Source organism: Flexivirga sp. (genome assembly GCF_035551235.1).
GTDB lineage: Bacteria > Actinomycetota > Actinomycetes > Actinomycetales > Dermatophilaceae > Flexivirga.
Genome location: NZ_DASZNO010000007.1, coordinates 31,133 through 46,926, shown reverse-complemented (window position 1 = coordinate 46,926; position 15,794 = coordinate 31,133). Strand labels below are relative to the sequence as shown.

The 15,794-nt window shown below is 69.3% G+C and carries 12 protein-coding genes and 2 riboswitches; of the genes, 5 read left to right on the top strand and 7 right to left on the bottom strand.

Annotated elements, in window-relative coordinates; all coding sequences use genetic code 11:
• Window positions 1-3: 3 nt before the first annotated feature.
• Window positions 4-163: riboswitch (SAM riboswitch) on the bottom strand.
• A 78-nt stretch (window positions 164-241) separates the two neighbouring features.
• The 3 genes from VG502_RS01135 to VG502_RS01125 form a co-directional block, all read right to left on the bottom strand.
• Window positions 242-1,285, bottom strand: coding sequence for a DUF4192 domain-containing protein (locus tag VG502_RS01135; RefSeq protein ID WP_325547897.1), 1,044 nt, complete (start codon window positions 1,283-1,285; stop codon window positions 242-244).
• 89 nt (window positions 1,286-1,374) lie between these two features.
• Entirely contained in the window at window positions 1,375-1,734 is a 360-nt protein-coding gene (locus tag VG502_RS01130; protein WP_325547895.1) for a YkvA family protein, read from the bottom strand.
• 11 nt (window positions 1,735-1,745) lie between these two features.
• Complete coding sequence (locus VG502_RS01125; RefSeq protein ID WP_325547893.1) at window positions 1,746-2,441, bottom strand: EcsC family protein; 696 nt, start codon at window positions 2,439-2,441, stop codon at window positions 1,746-1,748.
• Window positions 2,442-2,515: 74 nt separating this feature from the next.
• On the opposite strand from VG502_RS01125, the gene VG502_RS01120 reads away from it, so the two are divergent.
• From VG502_RS01120 to VG502_RS01105, 4 genes are all read left to right on the top strand, one after another.
• Window positions 2,516-3,406, top strand: coding sequence for a sulfurtransferase (locus VG502_RS01120; protein WP_325547892.1), 891 nt, complete (start codon window positions 2,516-2,518; stop codon window positions 3,404-3,406).
• Complete coding sequence (locus VG502_RS01115) at window positions 3,403-3,876, top strand: SufE family protein (RefSeq protein ID WP_325547890.1); 474 nt, start codon at window positions 3,403-3,405, stop codon at window positions 3,874-3,876. The genes VG502_RS01120 and VG502_RS01115 overlap by 4 nt, the downstream gene beginning before the upstream one ends.
• A gap of 55 nt (window positions 3,877-3,931) precedes the next feature.
• Window positions 3,932-5,641: a hypothetical protein gene (locus tag VG502_RS01110; protein ID WP_325547889.1), complete on the top strand. Its 1,710-nt coding sequence runs from the start codon at window positions 3,932-3,934 to the stop codon at window positions 5,639-5,641.
• Window positions 5,642-5,772: 131 nt separating this feature from the next.
• On the top strand, window positions 5,773-7,428 hold the full coding sequence (locus tag VG502_RS01105; protein ID WP_325547887.1) for a DNA polymerase: 1,656 nt from the start codon (window positions 5,773-5,775) through the stop codon (window positions 7,426-7,428).
• Here the strand turns inward: VG502_RS01105 and VG502_RS01100 are convergent.
• From VG502_RS01100 to VG502_RS01085, 4 genes are all read right to left on the bottom strand, one after another.
• A complete protein-coding gene (locus VG502_RS01100; protein WP_325547885.1) occupies window positions 7,425-8,378 on the bottom strand; it encodes a PAC2 family protein in 954 nt (317 codons plus the stop codon). The two genes, VG502_RS01105 and VG502_RS01100, sit on opposite strands and share 4 nt — an antisense overlap.
• A gap of 86 nt (window positions 8,379-8,464) precedes the next feature.
• Window positions 8,465-12,367, bottom strand: coding sequence for an ATP-dependent RNA helicase HrpA (gene hrpA, locus VG502_RS01095; RefSeq protein ID WP_325547883.1), 3,903 nt, complete (start codon window positions 12,365-12,367; stop codon window positions 8,465-8,467).
• Window positions 12,368-12,438: 71 nt separating this feature from the next.
• On the bottom strand, window positions 12,439-13,296 hold the full coding sequence (locus VG502_RS01090) for a serine protein kinase RIO (RefSeq protein WP_325547881.1): 858 nt from the start codon (window positions 13,294-13,296) through the stop codon (window positions 12,439-12,441).
• A 247-nt stretch (window positions 13,297-13,543) separates the two neighbouring features.
• Window positions 13,544-14,866, bottom strand: coding sequence for a bifunctional o-acetylhomoserine/o-acetylserine sulfhydrylase (locus VG502_RS01085; protein WP_325547879.1), 1,323 nt, complete (start codon window positions 14,864-14,866; stop codon window positions 13,544-13,546).
• Window positions 14,867-14,952: 86 nt separating this feature from the next.
• Window positions 14,953-15,070: riboswitch (SAM riboswitch) on the bottom strand.
• Window positions 15,071-15,234: 164 nt separating this feature from the next.
• Between VG502_RS01085 and VG502_RS01080 the strand changes: the two genes are divergently transcribed.
• Entirely contained in the window at window positions 15,235-15,768 is a 534-nt protein-coding gene (locus VG502_RS01080; RefSeq protein WP_325547878.1) for a GNAT family N-acetyltransferase, read from the top strand.
• Window positions 15,769-15,794: the final 26 nt, after the last annotated feature.

Here is a 15,794-nt window from a genome sequence, read left to right as displayed (position 1 = left end):
CCGGCCCCGCGCTTGCCGACCGGCGTGCGCGGTCGACCCTGTCCTCACCCGGGGCACCCCACCGCGGTGGAGGGTTGCCGCCCAGCCAGCCGGGGCTGTGTCCGCCGTGGAGTTGACCGTCCCTGGGGATGGCCACTTCCAGCGAACGCTGGGACTCATGACAGGTATGACGGTAGCAAAATCGGCCGTCCGCAAAAAGTCGTGGTCCACTCTGCGGAGCACCGATCAGGTGCTGGGCCGGTCATGCCGAACGCTGCTCCCCACGGTGCGGGCGCAGCCCGCCGTGCAGTGCAGCGGCGAACAACTGGGCCAACCGGCAGTCCGGGTCGATGTCGAGCGCACGCTCGACTGCGAACGTGGCGAGCACGCCACTGCCGGTCGTCCACTGGATGCCGGCGACCAGCATCAGCACGGGCACGCTGTGCTCCCGCGGGATGCAGGCCACCCACTCCCCCAGACGTGCCGCCACATCCGCGGCCGGGTCGCTGAACGTGGCCTCGTCCCGGGCGTGCAACGGCGGCGGCCCGAAATCGGCATGCTTGCCGAGACCGTCGGGCAGCACCTGCTCCTGCGAGAGGAAGTCCGGCATCAGCCAGGCCAGCACGTAGTCACGCACGCCGACCCGCGCGACCGCCGAGGTGGCGGCGGCCAACACCTCCACGGGCAGGCGGTGCACCTCCGGCTCCGTCTCGCACAGGATGCGCCGCAGCGCGTCCGCGCCCGCGCGATCGGGTCCTCCGGCGGCACACCGCCCCGACCTGCCGGACAATGCCCTCCCCACGGCGTGGGCGACCAGCGGATGGCGCAGGTCGAAGCGATGCCGCAGCTCGTCACGGCTGGGTGCGGGCACCACGCCACGCAGCACGTGCTCGGCGACCGGGGCGACACTGGACGCGGCCGGCAGCGCGACGAGCTCGCGCGGACAGCAACCGCACGTGCACTGGTCCGCGCGCCACTGCGTGCCGTGGACGCTCGCGACGTGCGAGACCTCGACACCGAAGGTGTCCAGCTCCCAGCGCAACACGTCGACGAAATCGCCGTCCCCCGGCAGATAGCCGCCGTAACACAGCACGATCAGCTCATCGGGGTGCGAGCGTGCGACACCGGCGGCCATCTGCCGCGCCGCCTCGACCACCTCGAGCGGATCGGGGCGGTTCAGGCGGGCGGTGACCGCCAGCTGTCCGTCGTGGATGCCCACCAGCGCCAGCGAGTCGGCGGGCACGAAACCGAGCTCGTAGGGCAGGAGGGCGATGATCTCGCCGATGCCGCTCACCTGGGATGTCATGCATCGCAGCGTGTGGGGCGGGACCCTGCTCGGCATACCCCTTCGAACGCCGGCTGTGGACAGCACCGACCGGACGCGAAGGATGTGGATCAGGACAGTCGTTCGCCCCTGATCGTGCTCCCGCGGCGCTTCTCCCACTCCAGGAACTGATCGGTGTCATGGGCCAGCGTCTTGGCCAGCCAGGCCAGCACCACAGCGTCGTCGGCCAGTCCGATGACGCCGACCAGCGCTTCCGGAAGCAGGTCGACCGGCGAGACGACATACGCGGCGGCCGCGGCGAGCAGGCCGAGGTGCCCGGCGCTGACCGCGGTGTATTCGCCGCGCGCGACGGCCTTGGTCATCCGGGGCAGGCAGGCGATCCGCACCGCGACGGCCGGGCCACCGGGTTCGCTCACGTCCTGCAACGCCTGCGAGACGCGCCGCATCGCCGACCAGCGCAGGCTCGGCACCCGTGGCATGGTCAGCGTCGCCCTGCGCGCAGTGCGCGGTCCGTCGGCGGGAACTCCTTCTTGGCGCCCTTGGCGATCCGGCTGAGCAGGAACGCGTCGAGCCCCGCGCCGATCACACCGCCGGCGACCGGGATGCCCTTGCCGAGTTTGGTGAGCAGCTTGTCGCCGAGCTGGCTGACCAGCCGGAAGCCGACCGCCTTGTTGACGACCATGACGGCGGGCGGCGGCAACTGGCTCGCCGCCAGGTTGGCCAACCGGCCGGTGCTGACGACGCCGGCCTTCTTGAGCAGGTCGTCGGCGTCGCCACCCACGAGCGTCAGGAGTATGGCGGTGCGCGTGCCCTGGTCGGTCAGGTCGTAACCACGCACGTGTGCGATGGCCGCGACCATCCGCGTGTTGAGCAGGTAGAAGCCCACCAGGTTGACCGGCAACGCGACCGCCATCGTGGCGAATCCGCCCAAGCTGGTGACGAAGCCGGCGCTCGCTGCCAGCCTGCGGTGCTGGCTGATGATGTGGTCGATCGCGCGCTCGGGGTCGGCGGGATAGTCGTGCAGCGCCGCCTGTGCGACCTCACGAGCGCTGTCGAAACCCGCCTTGCCGTCGATGCCGACCGACATGAGGCGCTGCGAGAGGGTCAGCGCGGTGCTGCCGAGCGGTCCCTTGTCGAGTGGGACCGGCTTCGCGCTCTTCTTCTTCCTGTCGAACATGCGCCCATCCTGCCAGCCGCCTGCACGCCATACGCACTGTCGGCGCGCCATACCCGAGCGCGTAACGTGGCGTTATGGCGTACCCCACTGATCAAAGCCCCGAACTCGCCGACTACGCGCATCCCGAGCGCCTGGTCACCACCGGATGGCTGGCCGACCAGCTCGCCGGCGACCATCCCGATCTGGTGGTGCTGGAGTCCGATGAGGATGTGCTCCTCTACGACACCGGTCACATCCCGGGCAGCTTCAAGCTCGACTGGCACACCGATCTCAACGACGCCGTGACGCGCGACTTCGTCGACGGCGCCGGCTTCGCGAAGGTCATGTCGGAGCGCGGCATCGGCCGCGACACCACCGTGGTGATCTACGGCGACAAGTCCAACTGGTGGGCGGCATACGCGCTGTGGGTCATGACGCTCTTCGGGCACGAGGACGTCCGGCTGCTGGACGGCGGCCGCTCCGCGTGGCTCGCCGAGGACCGCGAGATGACCCGCGAGGTGCCGACCGCGCAACCGGCCGACTACCCGGTGGTCGAACGCAACGACGCACCGGTGCGCGCCTACAAGGACGACGTCCTCGCCCACCTGGGCAAGGCACTGGTCGACGTGCGCTCCCCCGGCGAGTTCACCGGCGAGCTGCTGCATATGCCCGATTACCCGCAGGAGGGCGCGATGCGTGGTGGCCACATCCCCGGCGCACGCTCGGTGCCGTGGGGCAAGGCGGCGCGCGAGGACGGCCGGTTCAAGAGCCGCAAGGACCTCGAGGACCTCTACCTCAACCAGCAGGAGCTCGACGCCGGCGAGGACGTCGTCGTCTACTGCCGGATCGGCGAGCGCTCGTCGCACACCTGGTTCGTGCTGACGCACCTGCTCGGCTTCGGCAACGTCCGCAACTACGACGGGTCGTGGACCGAGTGGGGCAACGCTGTGCGCGTGCCCGTGGAGCAGGGTGAGCCGGCCCGATGACCGAGGAAACGACCGACGAGACGACTGACGAGACGACCGACGCGGCCCTGCCCGCGCCGCTCGCCGAGCTGATCGACGATTTCGAGGCCGTCGGCCCGAAGGACCGTTTGCAGCTGCTGCTCGAGCTGAGTGAGGACCTGCCCGAGCTGCCTGCCCGGTATGCCGATCAGCCCGACAAGCTGGAGCAGGTGCACGAGTGCCAGTCGCCGCTGTTCCTGGCGGTGGAGTTGACCGACGGCGTCATACATCTGTTCTTCGATGCACCCCGTGAAGCTCCGACCACGAGGGGCTTCGCGGGGATCCTGCACACCGGCCTGGACGGTCAGCCCGCACAGGCGGTGCTGGACGTTCCGGACGACGTGCCGTTCAAGTTCGGACTCGCCGAAGCGGTTTCCCCGTTGCGAATGCGCGGAATGGTCGCAATGCTCTCTAGGATCAAACGGCAGACGCGGGTGCTGCTGTCGGACTGATTCCGTCGGTGCGCGCACCCAGGACATGAAATCGACATGCGTTAGGTTGCGCCATATGAACTCCTTGGGGAATAAGAAGCTCCTTGCCGTGCCCGCGATCGTCGCGGTCATCGGCCTCGTGCTCCTGATCATCGGGCTGCTGAGCGGATCCACCGTGAAGCTCACGCAGTTCACCAGCGGCAGCAATCTGTCCATGAGCGGCGGCTTCTCGGTCTACAGCCCCGAGTCCGCGGACCGTCAGGCGACCACCTGCAAGGTGGGCTCGGACACGCTGGGCCGGCCGACCAAGGACTTCTCGGTCAGCGCCGACGGCACCAAGTACTACGAGATCGCGCGCAGCTCGCAGGACAAGGGCACGGTCACCTGCTCGGGGAATTCCGGCAAGCTGTATGCCGGTGAGCGCGCCGACAAGATCGGCGGTGGCTTCCACACCCTCGGGATCGTGCTCGGCGGCATTCTGCTGGCGCTCGGCATCATCGGCCTGATCGTGCTCTTCCTGCTCGGCCGGAAGAAGGGCGCTGCCGGCTCCGACGCCTCCGGCCCGCAGGGGTTCGGTCAGGGCGGTTACGGACAGCAGCAGGGTTACGGCCAGCAGGGCGGCTACCAGGGTTACGGGCAGCCGCAGGGGCAGCCGGGGCAGCCGCAGGGCGTTTACGGCCAGCCGCAGGGCCAGAACCACTCGAACACCCCGTCGCACGGCCAGCCGGCGACGCCGCAGCAGGGTTATCAGCAGCAGGGTTATGGCCAGCAGGGTTACCAGCAGCCGGGCCAGCCGGGTTACGGCCAGGGGCAGCAGGGCCAGTCGCCCTACGGTCAGCCGGCACAGGGTCAGCACGCACAGGGTCAGCAGGGCGCCGGTCAGACGCCGTACGGCCAGCAGGGCCAGTACCCGGGCGGCCAGCCGGGTTATGGTCAGCAGTCGCAGCCGGGTCAGCACTCCCCCTACGGCCAGCAGGCGCAGCCGGGCCAGCAGTCCGGTCAGTCGCCATACGGTCAGCAGCCGGGCCAGCAGCAGTCGCCGTACGGACAGCCGGGTTACGGCCAGCACAGCCAGCCGGGTTACGGCCAGCAGCCGCAGCAGGGGCAGCAGCCCGCTTACGGTCAGGGCGGGCAACCGCAGGACCGGCCGGCCTCGCCGTACGGTGACCAGCAGGGGCAGCAGGACTTCAACAGCGCTCCCACGCAAGCGGTTTCGTCCGACGACGTGAAGCGCGGCAGCGGCTCCGAGCAGCAGTCGGGTGCCCAGCAGTCGGGTGCCCAGCAGGGCCAGTCGTCCCAGCAGCAGCCGTCGTACGGCGCCGGCCAGGACAACTCCGAGGCCGCCACCGAGACGGTGTCGAGCGACGAGGTCAACCGCCTGTCCTACGGCCAGGCATCGACGCCCGCCTACGAGCAGCCCGGGTACCAAGGCACACAGGGCACACAGGGCACACCGCAGCAAGGCAGCCGTCCGGCGCAGGACGACCGGCCGAGCTACGGCAGCGATGACCGCTCCGAGGAGCCCACCCAGGCGATCTCGGGGCTGCCGCTGTCCACCGGCGGCCGGCCGTACGGCCAGTCCGGGCAGGAGTCGGCTCCGCGAGCGGGCGGAACCGACGGCACCGATGGCGGCGACCTCCACGACCAGGCGACCACGGCCGTTCCCGCGGTGGATGGCGAGCAGCAGCAGGGTGACCGCAACCCATGGGTGCTGCAGCAGCCGCAGCACGATGCGGAGAAGAACGCCGGCGACGGCTCCGACGGCCAGAACGGCGAGCAGCGCTAGCCGCTTCGAACCGCTCTCCACGAACCCCGCACCGCCCTTCGGTGCGGGGTTTCGTAGGTCGCTGTCAGTGCCTGCGGCCAAGATCGTGTTCGAACCGAGGGGCGTGTTGGGCGCCGGACAGGAGACGCACCGTGCAGGGTTCCCTGTATGCCGTTGCGGTGCAGGGCGACCGGGCGGCCTGCGCCTCCTCGGACACCCTGCACGTCAACGGCACGGTGGACGATCTCGTCCGGTTCGTGCGCGACCGTGAAGCAGCCCGTATGCCGGACCCGCCGCGGTGGGTCTGGTGGTCCGCCGCCGAGGCCGCGACTCCCCTGGTGCGGGCCGGCGTCGCGCTGCGGCGCTGCTGGGACCTGACCGAGGCACACCGGCTCCTCGTCGGCGGGTTCGACACCGATGACCAGGAGATCTGGGCCGTGGCAGCCGGGCTCGATCCCGATGGCCGGCCCGCGCCCGTGATGGGCGACCTCTTCGACGTCGTGGGTGACGACGACGCCGCGGTGCGACCCGACGGCTATCTCAATCCATCGTGTTCGCAGGCGGATTGGCGTTCGGAGCACCTCACCGACCTTGCCCGGCTGGCGCTCACCGTTGCGGCCCGTCAACAGCACCTGCTGGGCCGGCGGTCACACGCGGTCAGCACCGCTGCCAGTGAATCGGGCGCGGCGCTGCTGTGTGTGGAGCTGGGTGAGCAGGGCCTGCCCGTCGATCGGGCGGTGCTGGAGCGGCTGATCGAGGCGGTAGCCGGACCGCGACCTCGCGACGAGGCGCACGCCGCGCGGATCCGGGCGGAGCGCGACGAGTTGGTGTTGCGGCACGTTCCCGGTCGTGGTACGACCGACCTGCGCAACCCCTCACACGTGCGGGAGTTGTTGCAATCACTGGGTGTTCGCGTCGATGACACACGTGCATGGCATCTGGAGCCCTATCGTGACGTCCATCCGGTCGTGGACGCGCTGCTCGACTGGCGCAAGGCCGAACGCATCGCCACGACCTACGGCTGGACGTGGCTCGACCGCTTCGTCGGCCCGGACGACCGGTTGCGCGGCACCTGGACGGCCTGCGACGGCGGTGCCGGCCGGATGACCGCCGGCGCGGGGTTGCACAGCCTGCCCACTCCCCTGCGTCCCGGCATCGCGGCCGCGCCGGACCACGTGCTCGTCCGCGCCGACCTCGGCCAGGTCGAACCCCGTGTGCTGGCAGTCGTTTCCGCCGATCCCGACTTCGCTGCGGCGACCGCCGAGGACGACCTCTACGCGACGGTGGCAGCCCAACTGAACCTCGACCGACCGGCAGCCAAGATCGCGGTGCTCGCGGCGATGTACGGCCAGACATCGGGCCCCGCCGCCGATGCACTCCGCCGGATGGAGCGGACCTATCCGCGGGCCCTGCAATACCTCCGCGAGGCCGCCGACCAGGGTGAGCGCGGCGACCCGGTGCTGACCTACGGCGGCCGCTTCGTGCGCGGCCGGGAGGCCGGTGATCAGACCGGGCGGAGAGCTGTCGGGCGCTTCACCCGCAACGCCGTCGTGCAGGGCGCAGCCGCGGAGTTCTTCAAGGCGTGGGCGCTGACCGTGCGGGACGCATTGCGTCCGCTGGGCGGCCGGATCGTGCTGTGCCTGCACGACGAACTGCTGGTGCACGCGCCGAGTGTCCATGCGCAGGAGGCCGCTCGGGCCGTCGATGACGCGTTGCAGGCCGCTGCGCGGCGCTGGTCCGGCGGTGCGCCCGTCCGGTTCGTCGCCGACACCCGCGTCATACACCGCTGGTCGGAGGCGAAGGATTAACGCAGGAAGTCGGGGCCGTCGGGGCCCTTCTTGTGGTCCTCGTCGGCCGGCTCCTCCTCGCGCAGGAACTTCTCCAGCTCGGCACCGATCTCGTCGGCGCTGGGCAGCTCGGCCATCTCGGTGGCCAGCAGGTTCTGGCGCTTCAGGCCCTCGGTGAAGGCGTCGTACTGCTCCTCCAGGCCATGCACCACGTCGCCGACCTCTTCGTTCTCGTCGACCTGCTTGCCGATCTCCGCCCGGTGCAGCCCGGCGAGCGCGGCTAACTCGTGCACCGGGATGTCCAGGCCGGTGAGCCCGGTGATCGCGTTGAGGGCCTCGACGGCGGCGTCGCCGAAGTCCATCTGCGCCAGGTAGTGCGGAACGTGTATGGCGAAACCGACCGTGTCCACACCGGATTCGCCGAGACGCAGATGCATCAGGCTGTCCAGCGAACCGGGCACCTGGACGGAGCCGAAGAGCGCTTCGTTGTCCGGGATGAGGGAGGACTTGCTCGCGAAGCGCGTCATACCGACCGGGCGGGTGTGCGGCACCCCCATCGGGATGCCCTGGGCGCTGACCACCAGCTGTACGCCGAGACGGCGGATCAACTGCCGGATCGCCTCGATCATCCGCTCCCACTGGTAGTCCGGCTCGGGACCGGCCAGCAGGTAGAAGGGCGTGCCCTCGGCGTCGATCATCCGGTAGAGCAGCAGCGACGGGTCGGCGTATTCGGTGAACCGGTCACGGTCGAACGTCATCACCGGGCGCCGGCCGCGGTAGTCGAGCAACTGGTCGATGTCGAACGACGCGACCACGGTGTGCTCGAGCGTGCCGAGCAGGTGGGCGGTCAGCAGTTGCTGGGTGTTGCCGGCGTCGATCAATCCGCCGAGCGACACCACCATGGTGTGCGCACCCAGCGCGCTGGCGTGGGTGTCGGTCTCGAGCTGGTAGAGCTCACGCGGGTCTTGCACGACATACTCCTGGAGTTGATGGCTTCCCAAAAGGCAACGCCAGGTGGTGCCGCAGGATTCCCCGTGCTGTGGAGGTCACGTCAGGGTCACTTCGCCGCGGCATCCTCGACGGCGTCCATGGCCAGGTAGATGCGCTTGGGTGAGACCGGTCTGGCGGTGCCGAGGCGTTGCGCGAACAGGCTGACCCGCAGCTCCTCCAGCTGCCAGCGCAGGTCGACGACATCAGGGTCGGTATGGCGGGCCCGCGGCAGCGTCGCGAGCAGTTTCCGGCGCTCGTCCTCGACCACGGCGACCTCCTCGGCGCGCTGACGGTCACGCGCCAGGTCGGACGGCGCCTTGGCGATCCGCTCGAGCATGCCACGCAGGTAACGGTCGAGGTCACGCAGCCGTGCGGCGCCGGTGTCGGCGACGAACCCGGGGTGGATGAGCGCGGTCAGCTGCTGTTCCAGCTCGGCGCGCAACTCCGTGACCGACGGCTGGGTCATCGCGTCGAGCGCGAGCCGCACCTCACGGGCGTGGTCGAGCGCGGGCGCGAGCGCCTCGACGACGGACACCACGCGCGGGGCGATCTGCTGGCGTACGACGCGAAGTGCCTCGTCGAACTGGTCCTTGTCGCGAACCCGGCCGTCGGGCAGGTCGCGGGCGATGATGTCGTCGACGGCGGCGGCGAGCACGTCGTCCATCAGCGCGCGGGTACTGCCGTGCGGGTTGTTGCCGAGCGCCAGCCGCTGGCGGGTGGTGAACAGGCTCTCGATGCGCTTCCACGGCACGTCGACGTTGAGCAGCACCAGGCGGCGGATGCCGGCGTGCGTGGCGTGCGCCTGCTCGGACGCGGTGGGCAGCACTTCGAGGGCGACGCTCCCACCGTGGTCGACCAGGGACGGGAAGCCCTGGATCGTGCGCCGGCCGGTCCGCTGCTCGTAGGTCGCCGGGAGCTCGCCGAGATCCCAGGTGGTCAGGCCGGTCCGCTCGATGTCTGCGGCCGCCTTCGAGACGGCACCGCGCACCTTGCCGGCCAGCTTCTCCTGCAAGGCGGCGAGGTCCTTGCCCTCGTCGAGCCGCCGTCCGCGCGAGTCCTCGACCCGGAAGGTGATCCGCAGGTGGTCGGGCACCCGGGACCAGTCCCAGTCCTGCGGTGGTATGGCGATGCCGGTCTGTGCGCGCAGCGCAGCGCCGAGCTCGTCGGTGATAGGGCCGGCGTCCGGGTCCAGCGACGGGAGAACCTTGCGGGCGTGGTCAGGCGCGGGCACGAAGTTCCGGCGAATCGCCTTGGGCAGCGCGCGGATCAGCGCGGTCACCAGCTCCTCGCGCACGCCCGGCACCAGCCAGTCGAAGCCGTCGTCGACGACCTGGTTGAGCTGCTCCAGGGGCAGGTGCACGGTCACGCCGTCCGCGTCGGAGCCGGGCTCGAACTGGTAGGTCAGCCGCAGCTTCAGGTCGCCCTGCCGCCAGGTCTTCGGATAGTCGGTCGCGTCGACGGCGTCGGCGTCGTCCCGCAGCAGGACCTCCTCGGTGAGGGTGAGCAACTGCGGGTTCGTGCGGTGCTCGGTCTTCCACCAGGTGTCGAAATGCGTTGCCGACACGACGGATTCGGGGATGCGCGCGTCGTAGAAGTCGAAGAGCTCCTCGTCGCCGACCAGCAGGTCTCGGCGCCGGGCGCGTGCTTCGAGGTCGGCGATGCGTGCGACGAGCGCCCGGTTGTCCTTGAAGAACTGGTGGCGGGTCTCCCAGTCGCCCTCCACGAGCGCGTTGCGGATGAACAGCTCGCGACACAGCTGCGGGTCGACCTTGGCGTAGGACACCTGCCGGCCGGCGACGAGGGTGACGCCATACAGGGTGACGCGCTCGGCGGCCATGACGCTGCCCCGTTTGCGGGACCAATGTGGTTCTGCGTACTGCCGTTTCACCAGGTGTATGGCGAGCCGCTCGGCCCAGGCCGGGTCGATCCGTGCATTGGTGCGCGCCCACAGCCGGGTGGTCTCGACCAGTTCGGCGGACATGACGTAGTCGGGCTGCCGCCGGAAGAGCGTCGAGCCGGGCTGGATCGAGAAGCGCGCACCGCGGGACCCCTGGTAGTCGCGCTTGTCGGGGTCCCGCAGCCCGATCTGCGAGAGCAGACCCGCCAGCAACGCCTGATGTATGGCGTCCTCCCCCGCCGGGTTGTCGCTCGGCGTGAGGTCGTGCTGCTTCGCGATCCGCTTGAGCTGCGAGTGCAGGTCCTGCCACTCGCGGATGCGCAGGTAGTGCAGGTATTCGCGCTTGCACATGCGCCGGAATGCGCTGCTGGACAACGAATTCCGCTGTTCCTTCAGATAACGCCACAGGTTGAGCAGGCTGAGGAAGTCGCTGGTCTCGTGCTTGAACCGTGCATGCGACTGGTCCGCCTGCGCCTGTGCATCGGCCGGACGCTCACGCGGATCCTGGATCGACAGGGCGGCGACGATGACCAGCACCTCACGCAGCGAGCCGTTCTCGGCGGCGGCGATCAGCATCCGCGCCAGCCGAGGGTCGATCGGCAGCGCCGCGATCGTCCGCCCGTATGGCGTGAGCCGGCGACGCTGCCCGGTCCCCCGCACCTCGATCGCGCCGAGCTCCTCCAGCAACCGCACACCGTCGGTGACCTGGCGGGAATCCGGCGGCTCGAGGAACGGGAAACGCGCGACGTCGCCGAGGCCGAGCGAGGTCATCTGCAGGATGACCGAGGCCAGGTTGGTGCGCAGGATCTCCGGCTCGGTGAAGTCCGGCCGCGCGACGAAGTCGTCCTCGGCATACAGCCGGATGCAGACGCCGTCGGCGACGCGACCACAGCGACCGGACCGCTGCCGTGCGGACGCCTTGGAGATCGGCTCGATCGGCAGCCGCTGCACCTTGGTGCGCTGGCTGTAGCGGGAGATGCGGGCGGTGCCGGTGTCGACGACATACCGGATGCCGGGGACGGTCAATGAGGTCTCGGCGACGTTGGTGGCCAACACGATTCGGCGTTTGCCGGATCGCTTGAAGACGCGGTGCTGCTCGGCAGCCGACAGTCGCGCGAAGAGCGGCAGCACCTCGGTGGCTGGCAGGTCGAGGGCCGTCAGCGCGTCGGCTGCGTCACGGATCTCCCGCTCCCCGGAGCAGAACACCAACACATCCTGCGGTCCCCCGTCGCCCCGCGCCTCGGTCCAGAGCTCGGTGACGGCGTCGGTGATGCCGGTCACTTGATCGACATCGACCTCTTGCTCGCCCTCGAGGCGGACCAGCGGGCGGTAGCGCATCTCCACCGGGTAGGTGCGGCCGGACACCTCGATGACAGGCACCGGCGGGTGTCCGTCGAGCGTGAAGTGATCGGCGAAGCGCTGCGGGTCGATGGTGGCCGAGGTGATGATGACCTTGAGGTCGGGTCGCCGCGGCAGCAACTGGCGCAGGTAGCCGAGGATGAAGTCGATGTTGAGCGACCGCTCGTGCGCCTCGTCGATGATCAGCGTGTCGTAGCGGCGCAGGTCTCGGTCGCGCTGCAGCTCCGACAGCAGGACACCGTCGGTCATCACCTTGATCAGCGAGTCGTTGCTCGTGTGATCGGCGAATCGCATTTGGTAGCCGACGGTTTCGCCGAGCGTGACGTCCAGTTCCTCGGCGACGCGCTCGGCCACCGAACGGGCCGCGATGCGCCGCGGCTGGGTGTGCCCGATCAGCCCGTCGAGGCCGCGCCCCAGCTCCAGGCAGATCTTCGGCAGCTGGGTGGTCTTGCCCGAACCCGTCTCGCCGGCGATGACGACCACCTGATGATCGCGTATGGCGGCCGCGATCTCGTCCTTGGCCGCGCTGACCGGCAGCTGCTCCGGGTAGGTGATGGCCGGCACGAGGGTGCGCCGGTGCTCGCGACGCGCCTCCTGCTGCTCCGGTGTCTCGCGCGGCGGGCGGTTCCCGCGACGAGCGTCGGGTCGCCTGCCGCGCCCGCCACGGCCACGGGACCGGCGGTTGGTGGGCGCGGAGGAGTCAGGTGAGGTCATGGTGATCGGGTTCATTGTCGCAAACCCGCGCGGCATACGTCGCACGCATTTCACCCAGCGGCCCGCCCGGCCTAGACGGCGCGCGCCACCACCTCGCCGAAGAGCTCCTCACCGTCGACCTGCAGGCCACGCGCCCGGAACCAGGTGGCGACGTTGGTGCAGTCGCGCTGCAGCATCTCCATTCCGTGCGGGTTGCCGAAGAGGTCGACCGTCTGCGGCAGGTCGATCAGCACCAGCCGCTCCCCCGACACCAGCAGGTTGTATGCCGACAGGTCGCCATGGACGCAGCCGAGCGAGGCGAGCCCGCCGATGGCGTCCGTCAGCTGGGACCACAATGATGCCAACAGGTTTCGATCCGGTCGGGTGGCGGCGAGTCGCGGCGCGGGCGAGCCGTCGTCGCCGAGCACCAGCTCCATCAGGATCTCCGTGCCGTCGATCTGCACGGGGTACGGCACCGGTAGCCCGGCGCGGTGGAAACGCACGAGTGACTCCCACTCGGCCCACGCCCACATGCCGGCCGCGACCGACTTGCCGAAGGACGTGCTCTTGGCCATCGCGCGGGCCTCGCGCCCACCCTTCTTGGCCAGCTTGCGACCGTCGGTGTAGTCGGTGTTGCGGTGGAACGTGCGGTGCGCCGAGTCCCGGTAGCGCTTCGCGGCCAGGACGACGGCGCGGTCGTCCAGCGGTGCCGAGCGTTCCAGCAGGAAAACGTCGGCTTCCTTGCCGGTCTTGAGGATCCCGAGCTCGGTGTCGACGGCGGCGTCGTCGGTGATGATCCAGTCCGGCCAGGGCTGCGGGCCGCGGCTCAGCGGCTGGCAACTCCCCCAGGTCGACCAGCGCTGGTCGTCGCCCAGCGCACCGATCTGCTGGTAGTCGAAGGTGAAACGGGAATCAAGGGAGGAGGCGGCTGCCTCCGGGTGTTGCGTCATACGTGGTGCTCCGATCGAGGAAGAGTCTGAAAGCGGGCACAGTGCCCTGTCCTTCTGCCATCACTGACTCCTTCCCTCGGGGCGACGTATGCCGCCATGCGTGTGCGACAACCCTCACCGGCAGCGCGGGATGCCGTCAACCGATTTTTTCATCGACCGGCGGACAAACTGATTGAGCGGCATACGAATTCAGGCCGAATTCGTATGCCGCTCAATGCGGTGGTATGCCGGTCAATCAGGCTGGGTATCAGCCCTTCGCCGCGCGGAAGCCCTGCTCGAGGTCGGCGATGATGTCGTCGACGTGCTCGATGCCGACGGACAGTCGCACCAGGCCCGGGGTCACACCCGCGGCCAGGCGGTCCTCGTCGGGGCCCTGCGAGTGCGTGGTCGACGCCGGGTGGATGGCCAGCGACCGGACGTCACCGATGTTGGCGACGTGCGAGTGCAGCGTCAGCGCCTCGACGAACTTCTTGCCCGCCTCGACACCACCGGCGATCTCGAAGGCCAGCACGGCGCCGGCGCCGAGCGGCGTGTATTTCTGCGCCAGCTCGTAGTACTCGTTGCCCGGCAGCGAGGCCCAGCGGACCGACTCGACCTGGTCCTGCTCCTGCAGCCACTCGGCGACCTTGCGGGCGTTCTGGACGTGCCGCTCGACGCGCAGGCTCAGCGTCTCGATGCCCTGCTCGATGAGGAACGCGTTGAACGGCGACACCGCGGAGCCGAGGTCGCGCAGCAACTGCACGCGGGCCTTGAGGATGAAGGCCAGGTTGGCACCCAGTGCACTGCCGACGCCGAGGTCCCGCGCGTAGACCAGACCGTGGTAGGACTCGTCCGGGGTGTTGAAGGAGGGGAACTTCTCCGGGTCCTTGGCGAAGTCGAAGTTGCCGCTGTCGACGATGACGCCGGCGATCGAGTTTCCGTGTCCGCCAAGGTATTTCGTCGCCGAGTGGATGACGATGTCCGCACCGTGCTCGATCGGGCGCAGCAGGAACGGCGTCGCGATCGTGTTGTCCACGACCAGCGGCACACCATGGTCGTGCGCGACCTTGGCGATGGCCTCGATGTCCAGGACCTCGGACTTCGGGTTGGAGACCGTCTCACCGAAGACCAGCTTGGTGTTCGGGCGCAGGGCGGCCTTCCAGCTCTCCGGGTCGGAGGTGTTCTCCACGAAGGTCGTCTCGATGCCGAGCTTGGGCAGCGTGTGCTTGAGCAGGTTGAACGTGCCGCCATACAGGCTCGGGCTGGCGACGATGTGGTCACCGGCCTGGACGATGTTGAGGAACGTCAGCGTCTCAGCGGCCTGCCCCGAGGAGACCAGCAGCGCGCCCACGCCGCCCTCGAGGTCGGCGATGCGCTTCTCGGCGACGTCGGTGGTCGGGTTCATCAGTCGGGTGTAGATGTTCCCGAATTCCTTGAGCCCGAAGAGGTTTGCCGCGTGGTCGGTGTCGTTGAACTGGTATGACGTGGTCTGGTAGATGGGCAGCGCGAGCGCACCCGTCGCCGGGTCGGCGGTCTGCCCGGCGTGGATCTGCCGCGTCTCGAAGGACCAGTTGGGTGTTGCGTCGCTCATGATGACCTTCCGTGCTCTTGGCGATGACTTGCGAATCGCCGAACACGGCACGCGCGCCGCATTCGGCGGCGGACCCACGTTCGTGATGCCCGCGCTTGCCACGCGGCGATCTGCACCGGTGGCCAGGTCCTCACCCGGGGCACCCCACCGCGAGAGGAGGGTTGCCGGTCAGCGAGCCGGGGCTTGGCGCTGACACTCATGACCTGGTCGCGATTTTAGCGCCGCCCGCGCCCTGATACATAACCGTCTCTAACTTTGGACGCCTCACGACGTTATGCATGGCGGATCGCGGCACGCCCACGACACAGAGCCCACGACACAGCGGCGACGACACAGCGCACGACACAATGCCCCGACACAATGAAGCCATGACCGACGCAGCCAGCACGATCGAGGACCTCACCCGCGTCGACGCCGCGGATGTGGTCGCACTCACCGCCATACTCGACACATTGGTCCGCGGCGACGCCGCGATCGGCTGGACCGACCCGCCGGTCGAGCAGGAAGTGCACGAGCTGTTGACGTCGCTCGTGGTGGCCGGGCCGGAGAACGCCTCGGTGTTGGTCGCTCGGGACCCCGCTCTGCGCATCGTGGGCTTCGGGTACTGGCGGCGTTACGCGCGCCCCACCCTGCGCAACAATGCCGACCTCGAACGCCTCGCAGTGGCAACAGAATTCGACGGCCATGGCATCGGACGATCGCTGCTTCGCCGGCTGATCGGCACCGCACGGGCCGCGGGCTGCGAACAACTGACGATCGACTTCCGCGGCGACAACCACCGGGCCGAGCAGCTCTATCTGTCCGAAGGGTTCACCGAATACGGCCGGCTACCTGACTTCGTCGCCCCCGATGCCGATCGCCGGTTCGACAAGGTTTTCCAGGTGCTCGACCTGCGGCGCTAGACACCGGCCCCCGCACGGGGTTGACG

What these genes read in the sequence shown, in the direction of transcription:
- VG502_RS01085 (WP_325547879.1), bottom strand. Translation starts at nt 14,866, where the DNA reads ATGAGCGACGCAACACCCAACTGGTCCTTCGAGACGCGGCAGATCCAC.
- VG502_RS01115 (WP_325547890.1), top strand. Translation starts at nt 3,403, where the DNA reads ATGACCGAGGAAACGACCGACGAGACGACTGACGAGACGACCGACGCG.
- hrpA (WP_325547883.1), bottom strand. Translation starts at nt 12,367, where the DNA reads ATGACCTCACCTGACTCCTCCGCGCCCACCAACCGCCGGTCCCGTGGC.
- VG502_RS01125 (WP_325547893.1), bottom strand. Translation starts at nt 2,441, where the DNA reads ATGTTCGACAGGAAGAAGAAGAGCGCGAAGCCGGTCCCACTCGACAAG.
- VG502_RS01135 (WP_325547897.1), bottom strand. Translation starts at nt 1,285, where the DNA reads ATGACATCCCAGGTGAGCGGCATCGGCGAGATCATCGCCCTCCTGCCC.
- VG502_RS01080 (WP_325547878.1), top strand. Translation starts at nt 15,235, where the DNA reads ATGACCGACGCAGCCAGCACGATCGAGGACCTCACCCGCGTCGACGCC.
- VG502_RS01120 (WP_325547892.1), top strand. Translation starts at nt 2,516, where the DNA reads ATGGCGTACCCCACTGATCAAAGCCCCGAACTCGCCGACTACGCGCAT.
- VG502_RS01090 (WP_325547881.1), bottom strand. Translation starts at nt 13,296, where the DNA reads ATGACGCAACACCCGGAGGCAGCCGCCTCCTCCCTTGATTCCCGTTTC.
- VG502_RS01110 (WP_325547889.1), top strand. Translation starts at nt 3,932, where the DNA reads ATGAACTCCTTGGGGAATAAGAAGCTCCTTGCCGTGCCCGCGATCGTC.